21 protein-coding genes and 1 riboswitch are annotated in these 25,815 nt (G+C 52.6%); of the genes, 11 read left to right on the top strand and 10 right to left on the bottom strand.

The genetic code is table 11. The features are described 5' to 3' along the window. Nucleotides 1–60 precede the first annotated feature (60 nt). Nucleotides 61–1,146 (bottom strand): DUF2336 domain-containing protein, encoded by a 1,086-nt coding sequence (locus PJE062_RS05355; RefSeq protein WP_037036136.1) that lies wholly within the window; start codon nt 1,144–1,146, stop codon nt 61–63. A 521-nt stretch (nt 1,147–1,667) separates the two neighbouring features. On the opposite strand from PJE062_RS05355, the gene PJE062_RS05350 reads away from it, so the two are divergent. Both PJE062_RS05350 and PJE062_RS05345 read left to right on the top strand, forming a co-directional pair. Next, nucleotides 1,668–2,555: a hydrogen peroxide-inducible genes activator gene (locus PJE062_RS05350; RefSeq protein WP_014286651.1), complete on the top strand. Its 888-nt coding sequence runs from the start codon at nt 1,668–1,670 to the stop codon at nt 2,553–2,555. Between the two features lie 204 nt (nt 2,556–2,759). After that, entirely contained in the window at nt 2,760–3,362 is a 603-nt protein-coding gene (locus tag PJE062_RS05345; RefSeq protein WP_008547980.1) for a helix-turn-helix transcriptional regulator, read from the top strand. A 14-nt stretch (nt 3,363–3,376) separates the two neighbouring features. Here the strand turns inward: PJE062_RS05345 and PJE062_RS05340 are convergent, their stop codons facing one another. Then, nucleotides 3,377–4,003, bottom strand: coding sequence for a metalloregulator ArsR/SmtB family transcription factor (locus tag PJE062_RS05340; RefSeq protein WP_008547428.1), 627 nt, complete (start codon nt 4,001–4,003; stop codon nt 3,377–3,379). A 393-nt stretch (nt 4,004–4,396) separates the two neighbouring features. Here PJE062_RS05340 and PJE062_RS05335 point away from each other — a divergent pair, with 393 nt between their 5' ends. Both PJE062_RS05335 and PJE062_RS05330 read left to right on the top strand, forming a co-directional pair. After that, on the top strand, nt 4,397–6,409 hold the full coding sequence (locus tag PJE062_RS05335) for a diguanylate cyclase domain-containing protein (RefSeq protein ID WP_208982174.1): 2,013 nt from the start codon (nt 4,397–4,399) through the stop codon (nt 6,407–6,409). 29 nt (nt 6,410–6,438) lie between these two features. Further along, entirely contained in the window at nt 6,439–6,774 is a 336-nt protein-coding gene (locus tag PJE062_RS05330; RefSeq protein WP_037036134.1) for a DUF2293 domain-containing protein, read from the top strand. Between the two features lie 7 nt (nt 6,775–6,781). On the opposite strand, the gene PJE062_RS05325 is transcribed toward PJE062_RS05330, so the two are convergent. Then, the gene (locus PJE062_RS05325; RefSeq protein ID WP_008548148.1) at nt 6,782–7,045 is read right to left on the bottom strand and encodes a hypothetical protein; all 264 of its coding nucleotides are present in this window, start codon (nt 7,043–7,045) and stop codon (nt 6,782–6,784) included. Between the two features lie 241 nt (nt 7,046–7,286). Between PJE062_RS05325 and PJE062_RS05320 the strand changes: the two genes are divergently transcribed. Together PJE062_RS05320 and PJE062_RS05315 are read left to right on the top strand one after the other, a co-directional pair. Continuing rightward, a complete protein-coding gene (locus PJE062_RS05320) occupies nt 7,287–8,192 on the top strand; it encodes a glycosyl hydrolase family 18 protein (protein ID WP_008548069.1) in 906 nt (301 codons plus the stop codon). 260 nt (nt 8,193–8,452) lie between these two features. Continuing rightward, nucleotides 8,453–9,190, top strand: a complete 738-nt coding sequence (locus PJE062_RS05315) for a VirA protein (protein WP_008547743.1) — start codon at nt 8,453–8,455, stop codon at nt 9,188–9,190. 58 nt (nt 9,191–9,248) lie between these two features. Here PJE062_RS05315 and ettA read toward each other — a convergent pair whose 3' ends face one another. The 4 genes from ettA to PJE062_RS05295 form a co-directional block, all read right to left on the bottom strand. Further along, the gene (ettA, locus tag PJE062_RS05310) at nt 9,249–10,898 is read right to left on the bottom strand and encodes an energy-dependent translational throttle protein EttA (RefSeq protein WP_008548166.1); all 1,650 of its coding nucleotides are present in this window, start codon (nt 10,896–10,898) and stop codon (nt 9,249–9,251) included. 198 nt (nt 10,899–11,096) lie between these two features. Then, the gene (locus PJE062_RS05305) at nt 11,097–11,378 is read right to left on the bottom strand and encodes a hypothetical protein (RefSeq protein WP_008547733.1); all 282 of its coding nucleotides are present in this window, start codon (nt 11,376–11,378) and stop codon (nt 11,097–11,099) included. A 118-nt stretch (nt 11,379–11,496) separates the two neighbouring features. Then, nucleotides 11,497–12,162: an energy-coupling factor ABC transporter permease gene (locus PJE062_RS05300; protein ID WP_008547475.1), complete on the bottom strand. Its 666-nt coding sequence runs from the start codon at nt 12,160–12,162 to the stop codon at nt 11,497–11,499. A 34-nt stretch (nt 12,163–12,196) separates the two neighbouring features. Continuing rightward, a riboswitch (cobalamin riboswitch) is annotated at nt 12,197–12,408 on the bottom strand. Between the two features lie 356 nt (nt 12,409–12,764). Further along, complete coding sequence (locus PJE062_RS05295; protein ID WP_208982173.1) at nt 12,765–13,580, bottom strand: hypothetical protein; 816 nt, start codon at nt 13,578–13,580, stop codon at nt 12,765–12,767. Nucleotides 13,581–14,005: 425 nt separating this feature from the next. On the opposite strand from PJE062_RS05295, the gene PJE062_RS05290 reads away from it, so the two are divergent. Then, nucleotides 14,006–17,215, top strand: coding sequence for a bifunctional diguanylate cyclase/phosphodiesterase (locus PJE062_RS05290; RefSeq protein ID WP_083793216.1), 3,210 nt, complete (start codon nt 14,006–14,008; stop codon nt 17,213–17,215). Nucleotides 17,216–17,259: 44 nt separating this feature from the next. Here the strand turns inward: PJE062_RS05290 and PJE062_RS05285 are convergent, their stop codons facing one another. Further along, on the bottom strand, nt 17,260–21,009 hold the full coding sequence (locus PJE062_RS05285) for an AAA family ATPase (RefSeq protein ID WP_008547641.1): 3,750 nt from the start codon (nt 21,007–21,009) through the stop codon (nt 17,260–17,262). Further along, the gene (locus PJE062_RS05280; protein WP_008547356.1) at nt 21,009–22,256 is read right to left on the bottom strand and encodes an exonuclease subunit SbcD; all 1,248 of its coding nucleotides are present in this window, start codon (nt 22,254–22,256) and stop codon (nt 21,009–21,011) included. Before PJE062_RS05280 ends, PJE062_RS05285 begins: the two co-directional genes overlap by 1 nt. Before the next feature lie 379 nt (nt 22,257–22,635). On the opposite strand from PJE062_RS05280, the gene PJE062_RS05275 reads away from it, so the two are divergent. The 4 genes from PJE062_RS05275 (at nt 22,636) to arsH (ending at nt 25,059) form a co-directional block, all read left to right on the top strand. Beyond that, nucleotides 22,636–23,367, top strand: a complete 732-nt coding sequence (locus PJE062_RS05275; RefSeq protein ID WP_008547826.1) for a pirin family protein — start codon at nt 22,636–22,638, stop codon at nt 23,365–23,367. A gap of 167 nt (nt 23,368–23,534) precedes the next feature. Then, entirely contained in the window at nt 23,535–23,897 is a 363-nt protein-coding gene (locus PJE062_RS05270; protein ID WP_198136823.1) for a helix-turn-helix transcriptional regulator, read from the top strand. Nucleotides 23,898–23,919: 22 nt separating this feature from the next. After that, on the top strand, nt 23,920–24,330 hold the full coding sequence (gene arsC / locus PJE062_RS05265; protein ID WP_008547752.1) for an arsenate reductase (glutaredoxin): 411 nt from the start codon (nt 23,920–23,922) through the stop codon (nt 24,328–24,330). A gap of 3 nt (nt 24,331–24,333) precedes the next feature. Continuing rightward, nucleotides 24,334–25,059, top strand: coding sequence for an arsenical resistance protein ArsH (arsH, locus tag PJE062_RS05260; protein WP_008547417.1), 726 nt, complete (start codon nt 24,334–24,336; stop codon nt 25,057–25,059). 139 nt (nt 25,060–25,198) lie between these two features. On the opposite strand, the gene PJE062_RS05255 is transcribed toward arsH, so the two are convergent. Beyond that, a complete protein-coding gene (locus PJE062_RS05255; RefSeq protein ID WP_208982172.1) occupies nt 25,199–25,675 on the bottom strand; it encodes a GNAT family N-acetyltransferase in 477 nt (158 codons plus the stop codon). Nucleotides 25,676–25,815 lie beyond the last annotated feature (140 nt).

Genomic DNA, 25,815 nt, shown 5'->3' with positions numbered 1-25,815 from the left:
TTGACAAAGAAAAGGGCCGCCGAAGCGACCCTTGAATAACCAATGCATAAAGAGCGGGCTCTAAGCCATCCATTGCTCTTTCCAGGTGATGAACTGCTTATAAGCTTCCTGCTGATCCAGCGCCTGATAAGTCTTCAACGCAGCCTGCCGCTGAGAGTTGGAAAGGCGATACCGCCACGGCCCAATCTTCAAGAGCGCTTGGACAGTCATCATGCCAAAACCGGAAGCCCGGCACACAACAAGGAAAGGCTCCGTGTCATTGCGCACTGTCCAATGCTGTGCCTCGGAATGACCAATCCCTGCCAGCATCGCAAACGCTGCAACAGCCTCGGCAAAGCGATCCTCTTCCGCATAAGCCCGCAGAGCGTTCTCATTAAGACGGCCCTGACGAACCAGCTCCATCACACGGCCACGTCCAGTCTCAAAGTCATAACGACCAAGCCAGAACTCGTTGGAAAGCTTACCAGCTGCAATCCGCGCAGCTTTTGGCAGTTTGCCAGCAACATCGCTTGCACCTTCTTTAATAAGCTGCTTGCGAACCTGCTCACTCGCAAAATTAATAAGCGCCTCGATATGCGCATCAGCAAGATCCGCACGCTGACCAAGCGCCATCTGTAGCACCTCATCCCCGCGCGCTTCACTCATCAGGGAGTTCACACTGCGTTGACCTAGTACCGCGCCATCATTGCCAGCAACAGTCTGTTTCACCTCGGAGTTTCCAAGATCGACCAGAACTTCACTGATGTTCTCTGAAATCACGTCACGCTTTGCGATCGCCAGACGGTGATCATCACTCTTGCTGCGCGCAATGCTCACCAGATCACTCTCACGCAACACATTAGAGCTCCGCAGCAGCGGCTCAGCGATATCAATCTCATCAAAGGCAAGCTTGCGAACAGTTTGTTCCGGAGCGCGGCGCACTTCAGAGAGCTGTTCAGCCATATAACTCAGCGCATGCCGCTCAACCATTTCTGAGAGACGGAGCATGACGCTATCATAGATATCAATCTGATCATCAGAGCACCGCTCCCACGTCCGGGCAAACAAAAGTGCCACATGGCGGGCAAGCTCCGAGCGCCGCTCGATATTTTTTTCAAGCGCCAGAGATTTGAAGTCAACGATATGAGAAGCCAAGTCAGATGACATTTAAAACACCGATGGGATACGCAAACTGATAAAAACCTAAGAAACAGGATTAAACAAAACCTAACTCAATCTCTTCTATTTTTAGTTAATTTAGAAAAATTAATGTGCGATTTGCATGCTTTGAATAACAAAAAAACCAATAAGTTTTCGGGCTCTAGCGAGGACCTCAGAAATTTAATTAAAAAAATAAGCAACAACAAGGGCTTACAAAAATATCACAAATCCTTAACCACGTTCATCTGTTCGACGCATGGCCCAAGCCTCGTTAACTTCCTGTTTGTGACACACTCTCTTTTTGTCAGAACGTCCCCAAATTTTGAGTGGCTTCATCAACATTTACGGCGCTCAAAACGTTAATTCCTTACCAAAAGGTCAAGTTCCGGATGAAGCACCCTTGAGTCGCCCGAGGTTAAGTTTCTAAGCCACCTAAGAAAATCAACAATTTCAGAGCGGCAACAGCATCAACATTTCATCAGCAAATGTGAATTCAGTTTCACCCCGCAATAAGATATTTTTATCCCATGCTTACGTTCAAACAACTTCGCTATTTCGTTGCTGTCCAACAGCACGGCCACTTCGGAAATGCCGCGGAAGAAGTCTGCGTCTCCCAACCCGCCCTTTCCATGCAGATCCGCGACCTGGAGAAAGAACTCGGCCTGTGCCTGATCGAAAGAAACGCCCGTTCCATCCGCCTGACACCGGAAGGCGAGGAGATCGCAAAGCGTGCGAACCAGATCCTGCGGGAGATGCAAGACCTTAAGGCCTACGCAGAACACGCCGCCTCCCCTTTGAGCGGAACCATCCGCCTCGGCGTCATCCCCTCACTCGCCCCCTACATCCTCCCAAAACTGCTGCCAGCTCTCACGAAGCAATACCCAGCTCTGCAGTTGGATCTTCGCGAAACACTGACCGCCACCCTGCTCAGCGAACTCAAACACGGCACTCTTGACGCCGTCCTCGTGGCTTTGCCTGTTGAAGAGCCCGATCTGGAAGAAGCGCCGATCTTTGAAGATCACTTCCTTTTAGCTGTAGCCAGTTCACGCGAAATCGACGAACGCAAACGCATGGGCCCTGACGATCTGCACGGTGAGAACCTGCTGCTACTGGAAGAAGGTCACTGCCTCAGAGATCAAACACTGAGCTTTTGTGGATCAATTGGTCAAAATCAATCAGCTAATGTGGGCGCCACAAGTATCGCCACAGTCCTCCACATGGTGGCCGCCGGATATGGGGTAACCGTACTACCGGAAATTTGTGCAGATACAGAAATCGCAGATGATCGCATAACACTTTTGCGGTTTGCAGAGCCCCAACCTTCCCGTAGGATAGGTTTAATTTGGCGAAAAACTTCGCCTAAAAGCGAGGATTACATGGCGCTCGCAAGGTGTTTGCGTAACGTCACCAACTAATGAAAGTAGTTAATTCAACCCGTTGCTGTGAATAACCGAAAAATATACCGTATGACTGCATACGCATTATCGATTTTTCACTAAGCTATAGAATATGGAATAGAAGAACGACTCTTATTTAGATGAACTTCCTTCCATTCAAACGCACGCTATTACACCATCAGCCATTTTTTGTTGCTCGGTGTAAAACAGGAATCCAATACCTTGAGCAATGAGATCGCCCACATTGTAGACCAAGCCTTCTGCAGCTACCTTGCAGACAGCCTTGACCGGCTACAAAAGGGCGTGGCCATCATTCAGGGAAATGGCACCATCCTGCGCAGCAACGAGTTCGCCAAGCGCCTGTTTGAGCAAACGCCTCAAATCAAGATCAGCACCGGTAGGCTGGAGTTCACAGATCCGAGCCATCAGCGCGAGTTCCAGAACGCACAAAGCCTGGCAACAGCCACCATTGATCTGGATGTACAGCAGGAGCTGGTCCTCCGCCGTGACGAGGCATTCCTGCGCCCAATCCATATCGATATCCGTCTGGTCGATACGGATTATGAGGACCTGTTCTTCCTCTTCATCACTGATCTGGAAATCCAGCAACAGATCAACATCCAGAAGGCAACCGCCCTCTTCCGCCTGACGGATAAAGAGGCAATCGTTCTGGAACAGCTGTCAGGTACTCAGACAGAGCCTCAAATTGCAGCAGATCTGGACATCACCAAGAACACACTGCGCACACACCGCAAGAACATCTACGCTAAGCTGAACGTAAGCAGCCGCGTAGAACTGGCAATGCTTCTCTCAATTCTGGTGTAAGAATAAAGGCCCGATCAGTTCGGCGAGACTTTGTAGAGGCAGCGGCGATCCCCTTTGAGGATATGCTCCACGCGCTCTACACGCACATCCGCACCCAGCACATCCTGAAACAGATCCAGCTCAGACTGGCAGAAATGCTGGCAGGACCGTGCTGCGGCACAGATGGAACAGTGGTTCTCCGCAAACAGGAAGCTCTCCTCCCCGTCCTTCAGAACCTCAGCCATGTAGCCTTCTTCACTGCGTTGCTCAGCAAGGCAATGCAGCTTTTCTGAGAGCGTTTTGGCAGACTTCATCGCAGACACATAGGACTTGCGAGACTGATCAGCACGCGCATCAATCAAGCGCTGAAGCCCCTCTTCCCCATAGAGGTCTTTGATGTTGCCAAGCAAATCGACAAGCACACCACTATGGTTGTCAGGAAACTTCTTGTTGCCAGTATCCGAAAGGCGCCAAGTCCGGCGCGGACGGCCAACAGTACCCTTCAGATCTTCAAACTCAACAAGCTCTGCTTCAAGGAGCGCATCCAGATGCTGACGAACAGCCACAGCCGTTACGCCCAGGTGCTTAGCCAGGGTTGCCGCTGTGTTAGGTCCGCGCGATTTAAGCGCGTACATCAGTCTGTCTTTTGTGCGATCACTCATAGGAAACTCATAGCACACTAGAAATTATATGAAAAGTTTTAGCTTTCCTAATAAAGCAAAAGCTACTGGGCTTGTGCCGCATGTAAACCACAGCAAGGAATCACTGATAACTTACCCATAAAATAGTATTGTCTTTGCCGCAGAAGAGATTATGCATCATAATTACTCATCTACATATGTAATGCGCAAATAAGAAATTTCACTTTTCATATAAACTGAAAAATTCGAAGACGCTTATCCCCATTTTCCTAAAATTTACCTAGTATTTTTATAGTATTCCCGCACAACATGCCCCCAAATTCTCAGAGAGACCCCCGCTTTCTTTTTGCGTAAAAGCCCATAATCCCTATCAATAGAGGCGTGGTAAACAATTGGTTGATAGTGGTGGGAATGATGTCTGAAGCAGGCAACACAAAATACAATATCGAGTACCCCGTTTACAGAACGAACCCTCATTCTGCTGAGACGCGCCAGCAGCCTTTCGCGCAATCTGTCTTACGCGTCTATGAAAAACTATTCGAGCTGCCCACCTTCATTATGATCAACCCGCAGGATGATCTCCACGATACAGAGCTTTTCGTTTCTGACAGTATCCAACCGCTGGAAGGACAGCTAAGAGCCCTACTGACCAAGATTACCGAGCTGCCAATCTGCGGTGATGACGTCCAGATCTTCCCACACCGATTTAGAAGTGAAAGCACCTCTGCCACACCATTTCAGTCTGCCACACAGTTCATTGCACTCATGCCTCTTTCTCTGCAGGACCGTGTCATCGCAGTCGTTGGCATCCTTTGCAACGCAGAGACAAACACATCCACGCACTTCCCGAGAGCACACTTTCAAAATGGTTCTGATCAGCTCATCAATGCAGATCTCACTAAGAAACTGAAAAGCTTCAGAAATCTGGCAAGAATTCTGGTTCCCGGCCTGTTGCGCATCCTCTCAGCCAACGATCTGAACGATACACTGCGCATTCACGATCAAGCCTCCGCAAGGTATTTGCTTCCCCCTCAGCAGTCCAATCCGCGTGAGATTTTCACAGTCTGCAACATCGATCCACTCACTGGCCTGCGCACCCGAGAAAGCTTTGAGCAACTGATATCGGATGCAATCGAGAGCGTCACCGATCCGGACCAACGCGTCGCTTTGTTCTATGTGGATCTGGATCATCTGAAAGTCATCAATGATGCCCACGGCCACGCTGCAGGTGATGCAGCATTGGTTGCCATTTCCGACCGCCTCAAACAGATGGAATGTGAGAACATCACAGCACTCCGGCTCGGTGGCGACGAGTTTGCTCTGTTACTGGAAGACACCACATGTCACCAGATCAGAGCATTGCTGGAGGAGCTGCCTGCAACCCTCAGTCATCCAATCTATCACGAGCATAGTGAGATCCGCCCCAAGGTCAGCATCGGGGCTGCCGTGTTTCCGCGTCATGCGAACAACGTCAAGGAACTGCAAGAGAGTGCCGACACAGCTCTGTATCATGCAAAGAAACGAGGCCGGAACCGCGCCAGCCTCTTCAATCAAGTGATGCGCACGCGGTTGGATCGACAGGTCACATTGCAGCGCACCGCAAAACAGGCACTCATGCAAAACCAGGTTGGCACCGTGTTCCAACCCATCAGAACCTGCAGGACCAGCAAGATCAAAATGCTGGAGGCCCGCCCAGACTGGCCCACACAGATCCTTGAAATTGCACGTGGCAGCGATCTCTCCAAAATCTTCGACAGCGCCAGTTTCAGCGACATTCTTGGCGATACTACAATTGCAGCCATCATTCACACCATGCGCGCCTGTCAGAACACATCCATGGAGCCTTGGGAGTTCCTGTTCCGCGTGCCAGTGCCTTCCCTATTGAAGGAAGGTTTCTGCGACGATCTCAGCTATCTGCTTCAGGAAAACAACGTCCAACCAGACAAATTCACATTAGAGATCCCCTCACGGGTTCTCCTGCGGGCCAACGCCCACATCCTGATCAGTCAGCTCAATGAACTCACCAGCACCGGCGTCAAACTCTGCATCAACCATTTCGATTCCGGAGGTCTCAAGATCGAGCACTTCCAGAAACTGAACATCTCTTACATCAAACTGCATGCAGGGTCTGTTGAGAAGCTCTTTGAAGACGAGAAGACAGCCCGCCTGCTCATCGCTGCAACCGAGTTCGCACATGCTCTGAACATCGAGATTATTCTCTCAGAGATCAAGAACGCTCATACCGAAGAAAAGCTGAAAGAACTTGGAGCGGAATATGTTCAGGGAGAGTTCTATGCACCTGAACAACGCTTCTCGGAAATCTATAAGAAACACGTGCTGGGCATCACTCAGGATCCGATCCAGAGAGCAAAATCAAGCATCGCACATAGAAGAGTGTCGCGCCTGCCGTCATCCATGATAAATTAGCGTTTAAACATCAGCGCAAGAGATCATGTGTGAGCAGGACTAAAAGACAACGGGCAATCAGTGATGCACTCGGCGCGCTGATACCACACGTGCCATTTCTGGATGCAGCTGAAATCAGAAGCAAAGCCAACCAGCAACATCTGCGCCACCTACCGGCACATATCGCCGTTTTGCTGGCAACAACCAGTTATGTGCGCCACCAATACACGGATTATGATGATTTGCTGGAAGACGGTTTAGACCGCGACGCTGCACGCTATTGCGTGGCTGACGAAATGGAAGCCACCATCACATTGTGGGGTGGCACCATAACTGCAGAAGAACTGCTGGCCGCTCCCAATAAAAGCGGCGAGCACGGTCAATAGCTATAAATTATCGGCAAACACCAATGATCCAAGTAAAGGCAAGTGCTACCAGGCATAGTGCTGGAATAATAATCGCAGCATAGCCGAAGAACGCAATTGCAAGACCCCAGCCAACAAAGAAGTTGGCGCAGAAATAGTACTTAGCTTCACTGTTGCCGTGAACAGCGTCTTTAAACAACCAGCCGATGATTGGGACGAGGAAGAGTATTTTAAAGAACAGCGGATCGCTATCCTGCTGAGCCTCAGCAGAAGACAAAGTTGTATCGCTCATTACAGTGCCCGTTTTTGATTGATGGGGAAGAACACAGTCTTGACTTACATCAATTTAGCAGTTGCGCGCATGCGTCACATCAGCACATCTACGTATGAAGCATGAATATAGAGTGCGGCGGCGGCTCTTCTAAATCAGCCTCTTGCATAACATTAACCACGGCACTGTTTCTGGTTCACGATCTTTCCTTCTTTTCGTCAGCTAAACGCAGCCGCTTTGGCCGCAGGAAAAAGGAAACCAGATGCCAAATAAAGAAATTGTCGGGTACGCACTCAGCACCAATGCGCAGCTCATCGCTAAGATGGCAGAAAGCGATTACACAACAGTCATTCTTTGCTTTGTTGTAGGTGATGAAACGGGAAATCTCTCCCCAAGCACAGAACTTCAAGCAATGTTTGATGCACCAGATCTCATCAGCAACCTGAAATCTGCAGGTAAGCGAGTATTGATTTCTCTGGGCGGAGAAGTCTTCTCAACCCCAGCCTGGGCTGCCCTGGCAAGCAACCTCGATAACACCGTGCAACAGCTGACCAAAATGGTTACAGACCACGGTCTCGATGGTGTCGATATTGACTGGGAAGATACCAACTACACGGGGTATGACGCCCCAACCTTCCTCGTGGACCTCTCCAAAGCCTTGAAGGAACAGCTGCCGGACGACCAGAACTTCGTAACCCATGCACCACAAGCACCTTACTTTTATGGTGGTGCTCCAGGTTCCTACACACAAGTGTACGTAGATGTAGCCAAGAATGCCGGAGACGCAATCGATCTCTACAACATCCAGTACTACAACAATCAATGGTATGTCGGTGAAACTGCAGCAGAAGAAACTGGCAAAGTTGCAGGTACTGAGCTGGTGAATGGTCAGACATTCCCCTCCAGCATTATCGGCATCGCATCAACTGGTGTTCCGATCTCCAAACTTATCCTCGGCAAACCGACCACACTGCAAAATGTCACCGGCTCAGCCTCTGTAAATGGCTATCTGTCTGCCGATGAGATCGAGGACAGTCTCATCACTCCACTACTGGCTAAAGAACCCGATTTTGCCGGTATGATGGGGTGGCAGTACCCCACTGAGTACGGCTCAGATACGGGTACAGACGATTGGGCACAAGCCATGGCAAAAGCACTAGGCAACTGATCCTGAGCAATTAGCGATCGGCGGGGCTAATCTTGCTCCGCCGCTCAGCAGCAAAGTCCGAGCTCCAGTCAATTGGCTTTCTCCCAAATGAGCACCTTCACAACACCTGGTTTGAAAACTTTTTCGTGATCAGTGCCGAGCAGCACGTAATGCACGATGCATATTCCCTAGGGTCTCCCTCAATGGTTGCAAAAGCACGATGGCAAAACACCTCCATCCGCAGACGCAGCCTTAAAAATTCAATATGAGGAGAGGATCACATGCCAAAGTTCGGACTATCTCTAAAACTTCAAGTCCCACCACTTCAACTGAACCAGCCGCAACAGGCGCCTGCTGCAAATCATCAGGCAAACAAGCCGGGCGGTCTTGCGGGAAAGCAAGACGCTATTGCACAGCAGGTCAAAGATCTTCCGGCACCAGTCTTCCGTCCAGCCTCCAACCCACCAACCTTCGAAGGTGCACGTGGTAGCGGCTGGGGCTCCGAAAACAGCGGTTGGCGCACTCTGAACATCGAGAACCAGGACAGTTTCATTCATACCAAACGCATCGATGCGAAAGCTCAGGGTGAGTATGCTGGCGATAAAATCCACCTGAGCATCGAGCCGAGCCAGGTACCAGCAGCCTTTGACGCCATTAACACTCTGCTCTTCTCTGAGGACTCTCCTGTCGACAAATGGAAAGTCACAGACATGACCCGTGTGACAGAGGGTTCTCGTGTTCAGGTCGGCGCGCAGTTCACTCTGTACCTACGCCCAACCTCCGAGGATTCCCAATACACCGCGCAGGATCTGAAGAACGATAAATCCTTCGTTGAAGCAATCGAGCAAAAGCTCACCCATGCAGGCATTCAACCGGGCGAACGTCCGGCCTCAGATGTTTCTGCTCACCATTGGGAGTTTGCCAGCTACCGCAATGAACTCCGCAGTGATCGTGAAGGTGGTGTCGCTCAGACAGAGGCTTTGCGCCGGGAACCGGTTTTCGAACTTCTCACGATTTAAACCTCCCAACAAAAAAGGCCCGCAAATGCGGGCCTTAATTCTTTGTAGAAAGCAGTACTTAGCGGGTAAGTGGCTTGTACTTGATGCGGCGTGGGTCAGCAGCGTGTGCGCCCAGACGACGAACCTTATCTTTCTCGTAGTCTTCGAAGTTACCTTCAAACCACTCAACGTGGGAGTCACCTTCAAAAGCCAGCATGTGCGTTGCCAGACGGTCGAGGAACATACGATCGTGCGAGATAACCACGGCACAACCTGCATAGCTCTCCAGAGCGTCTTCCAGCGCAGCAAGGGTTTCGGTGTCAAGGTCGTTGGTCGGCTCATCGAGCAGCAGCACGTTAGCGCCAGACTTCAGAACCTTAGCAAGGTGCACGCGGTTACGCTGACCACCGGAAAGGTCGCCAACTTTCGCCTGCTGTCCTGCACCCTTAAAGTTGAAGGAAGAACAGTATGCGCGAGAGTTGATCTCTTTCTTGTCCAGGTAGATAACTTCAGCACCTTCAGAAATCTCTTCCCAAACAGTCTTGCTGTCATCCAACTTGTCGCGAGACTGATCTACGTAACCAAGATGCACGCGCTCACCAAGCTCAACCTTACCACTGTCAGGGGTTTCCTGACCGGTCAGCAGCTTGAAGAGGGTTGATTTACCAGCACCGTTTGGACCGATCACACCAACAATACCACCGCGTGGCAGCTTGAAGGACAGATCGTCAATCAGTAAGCGATCACCAAAGCCTTTGGATACATTCTCAACGTCGATCACGTTGTTACCAAGACGCTCACCAACCGGGATCATGATCTGCTCAATGGTAGGCATACGCTCTTCCTGAGCAGCCAGCAGGTCGTCATAAGCCTTAATACGGGCTTTAGACTTGGTCTGGCGGCCTTTCGGAGACATACCCATCCACTCTTTTTCGCGCTTGATCGCACGAGAGCGAGCCATGTTCTCACGGCCTTCCTGCTCCATACGCTTGGTCTTTTTCTCAAGGTATGTAGTGTAGTTGCCCTCATATGGAATGCCCTGACCGCGGTCGAGCTCCAGAATCCAGCCAGTCACGTTATCAAGGAAGTAGCGATCGTGGGTGATGATCAGTACAGAGCCCTTGAACTCGCGCAGGTGGCGCTCCAGCCAGTGAACGGTTTCAGCGTCCAGGTGGTTGGTTGGTTCGTCGAGCAGCAGCAGATCTGGCTCGGAAAGCAGAAGCTTACAAAGCGCAACGCGGCGGCGCTCACCACCGGAAAGGTTGGTCACAGGGCTGTCAGATGGAGGACAGCGAAGCGCTTCCATTGCCATCTCAACCTGGCTTTCCAGGTTCCACAGATCCTGAGCGTCGATCTCGTCCTGAAGCTGAGCACCTTCCTCGGCAGTTTCATCCGAGTAGTTCATCATCAGCTCATTGTAACGGTCCAGCTTTGCTTGCTTGTGCGCAACGCCTTCCATTACGTTTTCAAAGACGGTCTTGTCCGGGTCCAGATGAGGTTCCTGCGGCAGGTAACCAACCTTGGCACCTTCAGCAGCCCAGGCTTCACCGGTGTACTCTTTATCCAGACCAGCCATGATCTTCAAAAGAGTGGACTTACCTGCACCGTTAGGACCAAGGATACCGATTTTCGCATCCGGGTAGAAAGACAGGTGAATGTTGTCGAGTACTTTTTTAGCACCGTAGGCCTTGGAGACCCCGTGCATGTGATAGATGAACTGGCGCGCCATGGACTGCCTGCATCTCCTGATCTGTGTAAACTAAGAATTCTCTGGGAAGCACTCATAGTGGAAGCTGCGCTCCGGGGCAATCCATAACACTCTAGGCAGAATGAAAACTGCTCAATTTCCTAGCTTTTTGATTTGGGCCTCAAGCTGAGAGACTAAACCAGAATTAAACTAAGGAAGTTGCTTAGCACTTTGCTGGCTCTAGTCATCATCACTTCCAAATCTAAAATTTGGGAACTTCTTCTCCAAGGCTGGCCCGAGAAGCGACCACCATGTCAGTTTAACAAAGACAAAAGCAGTTATCGCGACAGCAAACCAAACACCACTTTTCTGCTGAGCGATAGAAATAAAATGACCACCAATAATTAGCGTCAGAAGAAACAGCAGGATTGAAAGAAATAAGTTTACTTCGACAAAAAAACGAAGGCCTTTCCAGAAGGCAGCTAAGCATTTCCGAAGCACGAACCAGTTCACCTCTTCCAACAGACAAAGCCCCTGTAGTCTAAGTGAGAAGCTGGAACCAAACACCTCTGATAAATAGTTAGAATGAAAAAACAGCCGTAGAACACGGCTGTTTTCTAAGTCGATAAAAGAAACCTGTCTAAGCTATCTTCAGCTGCGGAACCACGGTAAGATTCCGAACCACAGCATTGTCTTCAATAGCCTTCAGCCCCTTCACAGCAAGGAAGGTCACAACCGGCTCAAACACAACAATTGCCAGATAAGACAAAGCAAACTGCGCCCATGCTGTAAATGGTGTTGCCACTTCGCCAATCATCAGCCAGAAGCCAACCATGCCAGTCACACCAGCATAGTACATAGCATCCAGCTTCAGGATCTGAGCAAAACTCAGACGTTTGGTCAGGTCTTTGTCGAATAGCTGCTTACCACCCAGATAATGAACGGAAACCAACGGCAGCATCAAAGACAGGCTATTGACGCCAAGATGGTACATGTCCTGCGGATCAAAAGCGAGTGCCTGAAACAACAACCCGACTGCAAACCCTAGCAGAACAGGCGTAAAGCCGAGTGTCAGATACATCGCCATCGCCCCAATAAAATGAAGCTCGGATGGCCCGACAGACATATGGAAACTCTGCATGAATATGGAGAAGAAACCAGCAGCCAATAAAGTTTTCAGCGGAGTAAGCGGCTCTTTCAGAAATTCAGAGATCTGCTCTTTGCAGCCCCAAACAAAAACGCCGACGGCACCTGCATTGGCAGCAATAACCTTGGCCGCAGAAACGTAACCCGGTTCAATATGCATTTAATATGCTCCTCTTCGCACCCACCGTGCGGTTTGAGTTTATGTTGTGTCGGGCAGGTTTCCTGGCTCATGGCTTTTGCATCACTCGCCTTCCCAGAGATCATCTCCAGTGGCTTTTATGAGGAACGCACCACGTAACAGTTGCGGGGGCAGCTGCGGCTCGGGCCCATCTTTGGTCATCCCTACCGCATTCCCTTTTCATCCAAGAAGCTTGGCTTCTATAGAACCCAACAGCCGGAATATCGTAAATTCCAGGAGAAGACACAACTAGAAATAAGAGGAGGTTGGGAAAACGCTCAACTCCTGAGGTTTCTACTCAGAAGAAGCCACTGCAAGCTGCAGGCAAAAAAAGAGGCGTGTACCCGGTGGTACACGCCTTTAAGAAAGTTGACACTCCCCCATCCGAGTGCCAGCCGAAGCTGCATTTAGAGATATCAGAGTGCCCCATCCCTTCATTGATCTTCATCAAAATAAATAAAATTACTTCTGAAACTGCAGAAATTATTCATTGTTACAAAACTAGTCAGTCCTTCAATCGATTAAAACTAGAACAACTCAAATATATCTCTGAGAGACCTCAACGAAAGTCTCAGTATTTTCTACTAATTCTTACTCAGGCTGGTCACAGAGGGAGCCTGCCACGAAAACTTCCTGAGCCAATGTCTCTCTGGTGAAATCACAAAGCTCCAAGAATCAACCTTTCCGAAGACCTTATCTGGAGTTGTGCCGGAGGCTTCTTGTGCCCCACTCTGGCCAGACGCAATCTGAATTTTCAAAGTGCCTTCACCCTTCCCTGCCAGCTTCAACAATCCCAGATCTGTCTGAGTGCGACCCAGAAAGACTGTGGGGGCTGCGCCAATCCGATCCCAGATCACACGCGCCAACTCCAAAGACGGGGCTTCACTGGAGATCGCTGACACTTCAATAACCCTGAAACGCGGCAGACCATAGTTCAGCTCCACCATGGTGCGATCCACTTCATGATCACCGAAGCTCAGCACCCAGATTTCGAAGTGATGTTCTTTCAGGAAACCCACCAGTTCCTTCAAAGGCTGATAGGCGAACTCCCGATACTTGGCACCAACTGCTTTCGGCCCGTTGAGAGACAAATGAGCCCGCACGCTTTCGCTGTAGTCAGCGAAACTGCCAAGATCTCCGTCAGCATTGGGTGGTACGACCTTATTGTCAGCGCTCTGTACAGCGGTACTCCACAATGCCCCATCGCCCACAAGCACTGCAACTCGGTCTTCCAGCGCCACAAATTCCGGGCTTTCCGTCCGTCCCATGCGCTCAATGCTCTCGATAATCCCGTGGCGTGCTGTGGTGGAACTCCAGCTCGGCAGGATGTTATCCCGTTCACCACCGGTTGGCTGCATGACTGAAACTGCGGAGTATAAAAACAAGCTGGACCACTGCATCGCTCAAGATCACCCAGAAGCTGTTCAAGCAAGATGGAGACCTACAATGCACATCAATTGCCCATAAAAAATGAACTAAATACAGTTGTGAAAAGAGAAGAGAATCATGATTGACGGGCGGAATCTCTTTTCTCTCAACTTGAAGACAAATACGAGTATTCACGTATATAAGTAATTTCAATCACCGAAACTTTTACTTACAATTTTCATCAATTTGCTTTGAAGGCGTCAGATAAACGTCATATACGCCTCTCTTTTCGAAACTTTTTAGGATGAAACCCTCAACTCCCTAGAATTCTTAATAAATGCGCAACAATTTCAAACAATTATGCCCAAGAATTTCTTGGGGTACCCAAATGCATTTCCGAGCCCTTTTACTTCCAGTATTGCTCTTACTTACGCTGATTGGTTTATCGTTACACTTCATGTCGGTGTCTTCGTATGCGTCAATATTTGATCCAGCGAACACCAGCCTTCAAGGCTCGTTAAATCAGGCAGAACTACTGACACAGCAGCAGAACCTATGGACCATATTGTCCGTGGGATTGTTTGCGCTTGGTGTTCTTGGAATACTTGTCGTGTATTCCAGCCTGTTCATTCAGGAACGTATGCGGGCGTCCCGCTTCTTCAACCGCGCATTGCTTCTGATCATAATCAGCTCTGCTGCATGCCTGTTGATTGACACCACCTTGAACCTGCCGGATGTCACAGCGCAGCTGACCCTTTGGCAGTCAGAGGTCGAGTTCATCCCGCAGAGCGATGTCCATGCGGCGGCAATCCACGCCGCGATGGCTGCCATGATTGCAGTGATCGCATACTTGCCACTGTCACATCAGCTCACACTCCGCGCAACCATCATCCTTGCACTCACAGTTGGTGCCGTCATCTACCCAGCCTACCTGAAAGGCGTACAGGGACTGCTCTTACATCCAATCAGCCAGGGCACTGTTCTTTCAGTCGGTTTTGAGCAGATCGGCGGTGGAACAGTCGTCACCCTACTGGCAACCTTTGTGGCATTCTCAGGCATTTTCGTCACCGGCATCAAGAACTCGCCTGCCCTGCCTGAGTACATCCTGCGCAACACACAAAACTATAACGTGCTGCAGATCAAAGCTGGCGCCGCACTCATGGCTGTCGGTGGCATTGGTTTTTCAGTTGGCAACACAAGCATCTACTCTGGTGAGCTGGGCGCTGCGATCTACAACGTTCTGGTTGCTGCGGGCATCTCTGTTGCCTTGGGTGTTCTCTTTGGCTTCTTTGCGCCAAGAAAGGTAATGTATCCAACTATTCTGCTGAGCCTGATCGGCGGCCTTGCATCTGCACTTGGAAATGCACAACACCTGACCATTGAAGGCGTAGCAGCCTTATCACTCCTGGCCTCCGCCCTTTCAGTCACAGCTGCCCGCATTGTCTTCATCCGGACCAAGACCCACAAAGTCACGATCTACTACACGAGCCTCGGAATCGGCTCATTAGTGGGCCTCTTTGGCTACACTCTGGCACTTCCATCAGATAGTGTTCTGGCGGGTTGGACCTTCGACAACTTCGTTCTTCAAGCCGTTGGCGCTTCTCTGACGACACTTTGGGCCTTTATGACAGGTCTGATCCTGTTCTCCATCTTCAAGTACTCTGGCATGTTCCAGAAAGCAGATGAGATTGATCTGAACGATTCTCCAATCGTCAGCACCATCAGCCAGATGGAGAACCTGATCGGCAAACTGGTATGGCATGACGCCAAGCTGGACGAGCGTCTGCCTGTTCGCGATACAGACCCGCAAGAACGCCTCGCATCCCTCTTCAACTCGTTCCTCGACAAGCTGCAGAGCGATGAGAAGCGCCGGAAAATCAGCGAAACTTCAGACAGTAAGCAGCAGGAAGAACTCAGCAAACTCGCCACATTCGCAGAAGGCGCATTCGAAGGCCTCGCCATCTCAACCGATGGCATCATCGTCGAATGTAACCACGTTCTCTACGAACTTCTCGGCTACTCCGCAGGCGAAATGCGCGGTTCGAGCCTGCTGTCTCACGTGGCCCCGGACTACCGCGAGAAAGCCCGTGCGGCCATTCAGGCCAACGAGCCAACACCGAATGAGGTCATCCTGCTGAGCAAGACCGGCGAGCGTATTCCGATAGAGGTGCGTGGCCGACTGATGGAGGTGGGAGACGAGAACCTCCGCGTTTCCGCTGTGCGTGACATGCGCAAGCAGAAGGAAGACGAAGCCCGCATTCTGCACCTTGCCCAGCACGATATGTTGACGGGCCTTCCAAACCGAACCTACTTCCGCGAGCGCTTCCAGCAAGCCATCGAAAACCAGGCCTGCGCAGAAGAAACTATCTCTGCCGTCATGGTTCTCGATCTGGATCGCTTCAAGGATATCAATGACTTGTACGGTCACCCCGTCGGCGACAAACTCATCCAGACTGTCGCCCGCCGTCTCAATGCCTGTGTCACGCACCACGACACCGTTGCCCGTCTGGGCGGGGACGAGTTCGCAATCATTCAGGTCAATCTGAAGACAACGGCAGAAGTCGGCCTGCTCACCAACAAGATCATCGAAGTCCTGTCCAAGCCGATCCATGTGGGCAACAACATTACGATCAGAACCAGCGCCAGTATCGGCATCGCGCTTATTCCGGAGCATGGGACCGATCCTGACGAGCTTATGTCCAAGGCGGACATTGCCCTTTATGAGGCAAAAGAAGCTGGCAGAAACACCTTTGCATTCTTCGAAGACAAGATGGAAGAAGCCATCCTGCTGAGAAGAACCATGGAAGGCGATCTGCGTAACGCATTGGAAAATGAAGAACTTCAGCTTCACTTCCAACCTCAGGCCCGCTCTGACACCCGTTCTATCGTCGGCTTCGAAGCACTGCTGCGCTGGAACCATCCGGAGAAAGGCCTGATCGCTCCAAACAACTTCATCCCGGTTGCGGAAGAGAGTGGCCTGATCATCCCGATTGGCCGCTGGGTACTGAACGAAGCGTGTGCGCAGGCATCTCAGTGGCCGGAGCGGTATCGTGTTGGCGTGAACCTCAGTCCGGTGCAGTTTTGTGATGAATATCTTATCCAGGAAGTGGAAGGCGCACTGGCACGAAGTGGCCTGACACCGGAGCGTCTGGAACTTGAAATCACAGAAAGTGTCTTGATCCACGACGACCGCCGCGCCCTCAATACCCTGAGACAACTCAAAGAGTTAGGCATCACCATCGCACTTGATGACTTTGGTACCGGCTACTCCTCCCTCAGCTATCTGCGCCGCTTCCCGTTTGATCGCCTCAAGATCGATCGCAGCTTCGTCAGTGGGGTAACTCAGACACCGGAACTGGCCGCCATCATCCGCGCCGTCATCGATCTGGGGCAGGCTCTGGGAATGGAAGTTATCGCCGAAGGTGTTGAAACTGAACCAGAATTAGAGCTGCTGCGCAATGAATCCTGCGATGAAGTGCAAGGCTACCTGATTGGCCGTCCGCAGATTATGGACGGGGAAACAGCGAAGCATGTCAGCAATGCCAATCTGGAAATTCAGGCGCTGGACCAGTACATCGCTGCACTGCAGGAAACTTCTCTGAAGCTAAAAGAGAAAGAAAAACAAGCAGCTATGCAAAGTCAGGAAATGAGTGATGCGGGCGACTAAACCCGCAGCATTCTAGCAAAACAACAAGAAGCCAGCAGGACTTATCACCACCCTGCTGGCGCGTTCACCGCCACCCGGCTGCGTCCAGCACCCTGCCTAACCACCTGAACCTGAACCGGAATTCGATCTTTCAGCGCTTCCACGTGGCTAATGACGCCAACTTTTCTCCCCTGCCCCTGCAACATCTCTAGTGCATCAATGGCAAGATCGAGACTTTCCGCATCCAGTGAACCGAAGCCTTCGTCGATGAAGAGCGTGTCAACGAACGACTGACGCCCCTCCAAACCGGAGAGAGCCAGAGCGAGGCTGAGCGAAATAAGGAAGCGTTCTCCACCACTTAGCGATCGTGTGGAACGTGGTGTGTCGCCCATATCGCGGTCGATGACGAAGAGGCCGAGACCAAAATCAGCACGTTTCAGCTGGTACCGTGGTTTGAGCTGATGCAGCTGTTTGTTGGCAAGTTCCACCAGCAAATCGAGAGTAACACCCTGCGCCACCTTCTGGAACTTGGAGCCATCCGCAGAGCCAATCGCTTCGGAAATCGCCCCCCAGGTCTTGGCAGTCTCCTTTGCCTCCAGCAGCAAGCCCATGATTTGCTGGGCTTTTTCCCGTGCCTCAGCATCTACGCGCAACTTCTCAGAAAGAACACCGCGCTTCACCTGCAACTCAGAAAATGCCTGTTTGGTGGCCTCCAGCTGAGAGGATAACTCTGGCTGCGCCTTATCCGGCAAGGGCTGAGCCTGAACCGCTGCCAGCTCCTTTTCCCAAGTGGAAACAGCAGTTTGCGCTGCAACGTGAGCATCATCCAGCGCCTTCAGCTCAGCCAGCAAAGCCTCCAACTCGTGAGAGCTCCTCTCCCGCAAACCATCATAGGCGTCTTTCGTCAGCCCCAGCCCCGCAAGCTCAGCATTTAGCCTTTCCACACAATCAGTTAGCGCGGCACCCGCCTTCGCTTCAGCATCCTTCGCAGCAGCCAGACCAGCCTCCACACGGCCAAACTCAGCCTTTGCGTTGCTATGTGCGTTACTTGCGTTTTTTATGCGTTCTTTTGCGTTGCTATGTTTTTCAGTAAATGCAGCCCGATGCGCCCCGGTCGCCATACCACCCAGCAGCAATTTGCGCTCCGCAAACCGCTCCTGATGCAGCGCCCGAAGCTTCTCAAGCTGCCCTTGCAAGTCAGCGGCAGTCTTAGTGAGGCCACCATGCCGCTCGCTCAAACCGCTGGTCTTCTGTTCCAGTGATTGCAGCGCGGCAGACGTTGTCCCCTCCTGCTGCTCAAGTTGTTCCCATGTGCTGATGCGGTCCTGCAAGCTCGCCTTCAGCGCTGGTAACTCATCACCAAGGGACCCGAATACCATGCCACCAGCCAGCAGCGTTTCACTAAGCCGCTGCTCCAGTCGCAGCCGTGCCTCAGAGTTTTCGTTGTGACGACCCTCAACACCGGAAAGTTCCACCTTGATGGAAGAAACCTCTTCAGCTTTTCCGGCCTGATCACCCGCCGCTTTCGTGTGTGCATCACGCAGTTCACAAAGTTTGGCGTCCAACTGCTCCAGCTCTTTGCGCAATGCGTCGTCCTGAGCCAGCACCGCACGCAGGGCATCTGCTTTGGACGTCACCTGCGCCAGCACCGCATCCAGTAGATCTGGTGCATCAAGCAAAGCATCCAGCGCAAACGACAGGTCGAACGGAGCCTCTAGCGAACTCCACTGCCGCTGAGCATCTGCTTCAAGCGCAGACGTCTCGGCTTCAAACCGCTCCGCCTGCTCAAAAGCGTTCTTCTTTGAAGCCTCGCAGGCCGCAAGCTCTCGCTCTATATCGCTTAGGCTTCGCTGCGCAGCTGTGCGAGCTTCTTCCGCTTCCTTGCGCTGTAGAAACACGTCGCCGAACAGCGCATCCAGCGCAGCCCGGCCCTCCTGTGTATCTACGGGGTGATCGTCAGAGCCACAAACCGGGCAAGGTGCATCTTCAACCAATCCGGCGCGCAGCAGCTTTACCTGATCCCCTTGCGCCGCTTCAGCAAGGGTGGAGAGCCCACGCGCTTTTTCGAGTGCTTCTTCGCGAAACGTCAGCTCCTGGGTCGCTTTCTCTTTGGCCTCCTGCAGGCCTTCCATCTGGTTCACCAGCTTCTGCCAGGTCGCGCTTTCAGCCTGCTTATTCCGCTTGGCCTTTACGAAGTTGCGGGAGGTCTCCTGAAGCTTCTCAGCTCGTTGACGGAAGGCAGAAAGCTGCTCCATGCTCTTGCGGGCATCATTGGCCCCAAGAGCGGAAATCTCACCCTTCTTAGAGGCAACATCGCTCTCACAGCCGTCAAGGTCAGATGCAAACTGCGCCAGCTCAGCGGAAAGCTTGCTCTGAATCTCAGAGAGCTCGTTCTCGCGCTTGCGCATCTCAACAAGGCGTTCAGCATCCTTGGAAAGCGCAATCTGAACCCGGTCATACTCTTCCAGATCAGCAAACAGACTGTCCCGGCGCTCTTTCAGCACCTTGGTCGCGCTCAGCCGGGCCATCTGCTCTTTCACAGTAGCCTGCAAGGCTTTCTGCTCTTCAAGAGATTTGGTGTGCGCTGCCAGCGCATCTTCCGCCTGCTTAGCATCCAGATTGGCCGCATCAGAGCGTTCGCGCAGCTGCTTGCCTTCCGTTTCCAGCTCACCCAGCTTGGTGTCCAGCTGCTCCGCTGCACTCCATTCCGGTGTCAGCTTGGTCAGCTCAGCTTCCAGCTCATTGAACAGCGCATCAGCCTGCTTGGCCTGCTCGTCCTTGGCAGCCAGATCCGTACGCACAGCTTCCAGCATCACCTGGCTTTTCTCAGCAGCCGCACGCGTGCCAGCAACATCACGCTCCGCATCCACCACGCGCTGGTTCACAGGCTCCAGAGACTTGATGCGCTCAAACTGCGCCTTCAGATCCCGCTTGGCCTGCGCGTTTTCATGCCGCGCTTTCAGAGCAACAAACTCATCATGGGCAGATGCCAGCTTGGTCTTGGCTTCATCCAGCTTTTGCAAATGGCCCAAAGACTTGGCAATGGCATCCATATCCGATTGAACAGAGGCAGACTGCTTTTCAAGCTCACTCTGCTCACCAACAAGCGCTGTGCGCTCCTCGTCTTCCAGAAGACCAGCCACATCAGACTTTTCTTCCAGTTTGCCGACAGCATCCTTGGCCTCAGAAAACCGCTGGAAGATCTGCTTGGAGATGTCTCTGTAGCGCTGGGTGCCTGTCACTTTTTCAAGCAGTGCAGCCCGCTCATTGTCGTTGGCTTTCAGGAAAGCATCAAAATCGCCCTGCGCCAGCAAAACCGTGCGTTTGAACTGGTCATAGGTCAGCCCAAGCCGTTCCTCAACAGCTGCATCCACCTGCTTGATGCCACTTTCAACAGCAGCATTGTCTTCAATGCGAACAAGCGACCGCTCCACATTCTGCAAGCGGCCAGATGCTTTGTTGCGCGCCCGGCGCACTGTCCAGCGCGCGCGGTATCCCGTTCCATCTGCGCCGATAAAGTCCGCCTCGGCAAAGCCAGAAGCAGCACCACGGGTCAGCACAGTTCGCGGGTTCGTCTCTTTCAGGTCTGCACCGGCAACATCCGGCACACTGTCGCTGCTGCCTGCAGCGCTCAAACGCGGGCACTGCCCAAACAGGGCAAGGCACAAGGCATCCAGCAAGGTGGATTTGCCCGCTCCAGTTTCCCCGGTAATCGCGAATAAACCAGCCCCGTCCAGAGGCTCCTGCTCAAGGTCAATCTCAAACGGAGCTGCCAGACTGGCAAGGTTTTCGCCACGCACCGCTAGAATACGCATTACTCGACCTCCGCTTCTGCGATTGCGCGATAAAAATAGTCCAGATGCTTGGCTTCCGGCTCCATGCCGTGCACCCGCTCAAAAGCGGACTTGAAAAGCTCATCCGGCCCGATTTCAGATAGGCGGATCAGGCTCTCGGCCTCAGCACTCACCACCTCTTGCTGTTTTTGCCGCAGCACAGAAACACCGGCACTGCGCACCGGATACTCCGCCAAAATCTGATCCACCTCAGCCTTCAGGCCGCCTGCCGACACCTGCGGCCTCAGATCCACATGTACAAACGGCTGCTGTTCGACGGGCAGATTTCCATCCAGCTCCAACGCATCCAGCGCTGGCACCAGCTCTTCCAGCAGCAATCCACCATCCCCTTTCAGGCGGTGGAACGGCACAGGCCGGGTCAAAGCCAGGCGCTCGATAGAAAGCACACCAGCATCAGAAAAGCTCAGCAGATTAACGCCGTGCTTGTAGTGTTGCTCGGTGACAGAAAGAGGAAACGGCGAACCGGAATAGCGAATGGTCTCCTTGCCCACCTTCTGCGGTTTGTGCAAATGCCCAAGCGCCACATAAGTCAGGTCATCAGGAAACTGCTCCCACGGCATGGCATGCTCACCGCCAATCAGAATGCGCCGCTCTGCACCTTCCGACTCCAGACCACCTGCCACATGCAAATGGCCGGTTGCGATCAGCGGCATCTCGCCAATCTGCTCACGAGCCTGCTGAACCGCCGCCTCATAAAGTTCCGCCACAGCCCGCACCACTGGCGAGCCTTCTTCTGAAGAGGAGAAGCTCAGCCCCGGCAAGTCTGTTGCACGAGGAAACGGCAGCGCCAGCACATAGGCCTTCACCGCACCATCACTGTCTTTGAGTGGAACAAGGTGATGAGAAAGGTCCAGCAAACCATCATGGCGGCGCACCATACCAACAGCCTGCACGCCGATCTTCTGAAACAGCACACCCGGCGCTTCCACGCGTCCGGCTGGGTCATGGTTGCCCGCAGTCAGCACCGTCACCAGATGCGGACGCTTCTCCCGAAAACGAGCCAGCGCCTCATAAAGCATCTGCGTGGCGTCTGCCGAAGGGTTCTGGTTGTCGAACACATCTCCTGCCACAACCAGCGCGTCCACCTCATGGCGCTCAATCAGCTCTTCAAGCTCTTTGAAGAACTGTTGGTGCTCATAGGTGCGCGACCAGCCATTCAGACTCTGGCCAATATGCCAGTCTGCTGTGTGCAGGATTTTCAACGCCATACTACCTGTTCCACGCTCCGGGCCATGAGTACAGTCAACTTGAAGGACCGCAGCATCATGACTCGGAAATGATTCATTAACCAATCCGCAAATTAGGCATAGGGTTTACACAGAAGTCTTTAAAGCGTGGCGCTAACCCACAGATTTAGGGGATTTGGCACAAGTAGCTCACAGGAATCTGTTTCCCCACCTCCCCGCGCGTAATTTTCGTGAATTTGTGAGCTCCTTTTCGCAGCTTCCGCAAAGCCCACCCGAATCTCTTCGTTCACCATTAGCGAACAATCAGATCACCAAAGCTTACCTTGTTCATTTTGAGAAGAGGAATATCTTGAGGGGCAAGACGACCGCATTGAAAATATTAAGAAATCAGGAGAGTTCCATGTCTACGATCGCATCTGATTTAAGAGTAAAAGTTCGCCCTTCCGCAGCCCGTGGCCACGTTGATGCAGGCTGGTTGAAGTCCGCCCACTCCTTTAGCTTCGCCAACTATTTTGACCGCAATAACATGAACTTCCACAATCTGAGGGTCATCAATGATGACTGGGTCGCAGCCGGTGGCGGCTTCCCCATGCACCCCCATGAGAACTTCGAGATCTTCTCTTACATGCTGGAAGGCGCTCTGGCTCACGAAGACACCATGGGCAACGGCAGCACCGTACGCAAAGGCGGCATCCAGTTCATGAGCACCGGCTCCGGCGTTCAGCACTCCGAGTTCAACCCATCCAGCACGGACGAAACCCACCTGCTGCAGATCTGGCTGATCCCGGACCGCAAGAACACCACCCCGCGCTATGAAATGCTGGAGCTGGATGACACCGCCCGCGATGGCAACCTGCAGCTCTTCCTCTCCCACGATGGCCGCGACGGTTCCATCCGCACAGAGGCCGCAGCAGACGTCTACTCTGGCAAACTGAACGGCGACGACGCCATCCGCTTTGAACTGGCCGACGAACGTGCCGTCTACGTGCACGTGGCCCGCGGTGAAGTGCAGATCAACGGCGAAACGCTGAAAGACGGCGATGCCATTGAAGCAGATGGCACCGGCACACTGGAGCTGAGCAACGGCAAGGACGCAGAAGTGGTGCTCTTCCACCTCTCCCCACGCCGCTAAGCAAAACAGCACATCCCCCATCTGAACCACCCAATGCCTGACAGGTTGGCATTGGCACAAAGGGAGGGAGGCACTCCTCAATAACAAAAAAGCCTCCCTCCCCTTATCCTCTTTCTCCGCTGAAGACTCATCTTGCAATACTACAAGGATATTTGTAGTATTCTCGCATGACTGAGAATTCTACGGGTGGTGCCCCCACAAATTTGCAGGAAGATGACGCCGTCGCAGCGCTCGCCGCTCTGGCCCACAAGGACAGGCTGGCCGCGTTCCGCCTCATCCTGACAGCCATGCCAAACGGTCTTCCATCCGGGCAGATTGCCAAAGACCTTTCCATCGCTCCCACCCGCATGTCCTTCCATCTCGCAACGCTTGAACGCGCCGGTCTGCTCACCGCCCAGCGCGAAGGCCGCGTGGTGCGTTACGCCATTGCCCCGCACACCATGCGCGGCCTGCTTCGGTTCCTGACCGAGGATTGCTGCAGCGGTGATCCGACCATGTGTCTGGACTTCAACCCGTTTCCCTGTCGTTGACCGACCCCATCGGAGAGACCAAATGAACCCGATCATCTACCACAACCCCAAATGCGGCACCTCCCGCAACACCCTCGCCATGCTCAAGCAGGCAGGCACCGAGCCAGAGGTTATCGAGTACCTCAAAACCCCACCTTCCCGCGAAACGCTGGAAAAGCTGATCAAGGACAGCGGCCTGACCGTGCGCGAAATCCTGCGCAAAAAAGGCACGCCCTATGAGGAACTCGGTCTGGATGACGAAAAGTGGACCGACGCCCAGCTGATCGACTTCATCGAGGAACACCCGATCCTCATGAACCGCCCGTTCGTCACCACCGACAAAGGCACTCGCCTCTGCCGCCCATCTGAAGTACTGCTGGAAATCCTCGATGAGGAACAGATCGGCGCCTTCACTAAGGAAGATGGCGAAATCGTCATTCCGGCAAAGGGTTAAGCCGTGTCTGAGACTTCGATTGATTTAACTGACCTGCCAGAGGTGGAGGCCGCCAGCTTCCACCCGATCCAATCCGGCACCCTACGCAAAGACGATGCCCCGGACCACGCCCCGCGCATCCTGCTGCTCTACGGCTCCTTGCGCAAGCGCTCCTTCTCCCGCCTCGCGGTGCAGGAGGCCCAGCGCATTCTGGAGCAGCTTGGCGCCGAAACCCGCATCTTCAACCCAAGCGGCCTGCCACTGGCCGATGACGCTGAGCCTGATCACCAAAAGGTGCAGGAACTGCGCGAGCTGATGATGTGGTCAGAAGGTCAGGTCTGGTGCTCCCCAGAACGCCACGGCGCCATGACCGGCATCATGAAAACCATGATCGATTGGGTGCCCCTTTCCGTCGGCGCAGTCCGCCCGACACAAGGCAAGACTCTGGCGCTGATGCAGGTCAGTGGCGGCTCTCAAAGCTTCAACGCCGTCAATCAGATGCGCGTGCTGGGCCGCTGGATGCGTATGGTCACAATCCCAAACCAGTCATCCATCCCAAAAGCGTTTCTGGAGTTTGACGAAAACGACCGCATGAAGCCGTCCTCTCTCTATGATCGCGTGGTGGATGTCATGGAAGAACTCATGAAGTTCACCCACCTCACCCGCGGCCACGCCGACTACCTCACCGACAGATACTCCGAGCGCAAAGAAACCGCCGCAGAACTCTCTGTCCGGGTGAACACGAAGTAAGACCGGTCATGATGGCATGCTCCTCCAAAGAGCACGCCACCAGAACTGACCTATTTCAAAAGCCGTTTGCCTGATCAAAATGCAGCGCAAACGGCTTTTGCCGCATTCGCTTGGTGAGGCCGTTTTCTCAGGAAAGCACTTAGAACAGATAACCCATCATATCGATCTGCCCCTCTGCCCACGTTTTGTCGCCGACAGGCTTAATCATAAAGTACTCAGGCAAATCTTTCTCAAGCATCATTATGCTGGCCAACTCATGAATGGCCATCCATTTGCCTGGTGCAGGAGAAACATGGCGGAACCCATGTTTCAGGTATAGCCCACCTTTATCCGCAATCAGCACCATAAAGTCGACGTCCGCCCGCTTGGCCAGCTCCTCCGCTTTTTGCAGCATGGCCCCTGCGATACCGCGATTGCGGTGCGTTTCAGCAACGCACACGTCGATCATCCCAAAAACCCGCAGGCTTTGGTCTCCAACTTTAATCATCCGGTGATCAACCCCGGCCTGACCAATGATTTCATCGTGTTCTTCAGCAATCAGCCTGAAATGAGGAAGCTGCTTGAAGAAAGTCCGACCTTCAAAAAAACCAGGAAAACATTGATCCAGCAGGGTCACAAGACCAGCCTCACGCCTGCGATCAACTTCATCCTCTCTTAAAATATGAATGTTTGGTCCGCTCACTGTAATTCCTTCTCAATGACTTATGCAAGGAGATCAGGACTTATGCAGATTAGCAACTTAAATCTCTGCAACTA

This window comes from Pseudovibrio sp. JE062, from assembly GCF_000156235.1.
GTDB lineage: Bacteria > Pseudomonadota > Alphaproteobacteria > Rhizobiales > Stappiaceae > Pseudovibrio.
The sequence above is the reverse complement of the archived record's forward strand: the minus strand, read 5'-3'. Positions and strand labels throughout refer to the sequence as shown.

Bases quoted from the DNA above. Each gene is read 5' to 3' on its own strand.
- PJE062_RS05355 (WP_037036136.1), bottom strand. From the start codon at position 1,146: ATGTCATCTGACTTGGCTTCTCATATCGTTGACTTCAAATCTCTGGCG.
- PJE062_RS05350 (WP_014286651.1), top strand. From the start codon at position 1,668: ATGCTTACGTTCAAACAACTTCGCTATTTCGTTGCTGTCCAACAGCAC.
- PJE062_RS05340 (WP_008547428.1), bottom strand. From the start codon at position 4,003: ATGAGTGATCGCACAAAAGACAGACTGATGTACGCGCTTAAATCGCGC.
- PJE062_RS05335 (WP_208982174.1), top strand. From the start codon at position 4,397: ATGTCTGAAGCAGGCAACACAAAATACAATATCGAGTACCCCGTTTAC.
- PJE062_RS05325 (WP_008548148.1), bottom strand. From the start codon at position 7,045: ATGAGCGATACAACTTTGTCTTCTGCTGAGGCTCAGCAGGATAGCGAT.
- PJE062_RS05320 (WP_008548069.1), top strand. From the start codon at position 7,287: ATGCCAAATAAAGAAATTGTCGGGTACGCACTCAGCACCAATGCGCAG.
- PJE062_RS05315 (WP_008547743.1), top strand. From the start codon at position 8,453: ATGCCAAAGTTCGGACTATCTCTAAAACTTCAAGTCCCACCACTTCAA.
- ettA (WP_008548166.1), bottom strand. From the start codon at position 10,898: ATGGCGCGCCAGTTCATCTATCACATGCACGGGGTCTCCAAGGCCTAC.
- PJE062_RS05300 (WP_008547475.1), bottom strand. From the start codon at position 12,162: ATGCATATTGAACCGGGTTACGTTTCTGCGGCCAAGGTTATTGCTGCC.
- PJE062_RS05295 (WP_208982173.1), bottom strand. From the start codon at position 13,580: ATGCAGTGGTCCAGCTTGTTTTTATACTCCGCAGTTTCAGTCATGCAG.
- PJE062_RS05290 (WP_083793216.1), top strand. From the start codon at position 14,006: ATGTCGGTGTCTTCGTATGCGTCAATATTTGATCCAGCGAACACCAGC.
- PJE062_RS05285 (WP_008547641.1), bottom strand. From the start codon at position 21,009: ATGCGTATTCTAGCGGTGCGTGGCGAAAACCTTGCCAGTCTGGCAGCT.
- PJE062_RS05280 (WP_008547356.1), bottom strand. From the start codon at position 22,256: ATGGCGTTGAAAATCCTGCACACAGCAGACTGGCATATTGGCCAGAGT.
- PJE062_RS05275 (WP_008547826.1), top strand. From the start codon at position 22,636: ATGTCTACGATCGCATCTGATTTAAGAGTAAAAGTTCGCCCTTCCGCA.
- PJE062_RS05270 (WP_198136823.1), top strand. From the start codon at position 23,535: ATGACTGAGAATTCTACGGGTGGTGCCCCCACAAATTTGCAGGAAGAT.
- arsC (WP_008547752.1), top strand. From the start codon at position 23,920: ATGAACCCGATCATCTACCACAACCCCAAATGCGGCACCTCCCGCAAC.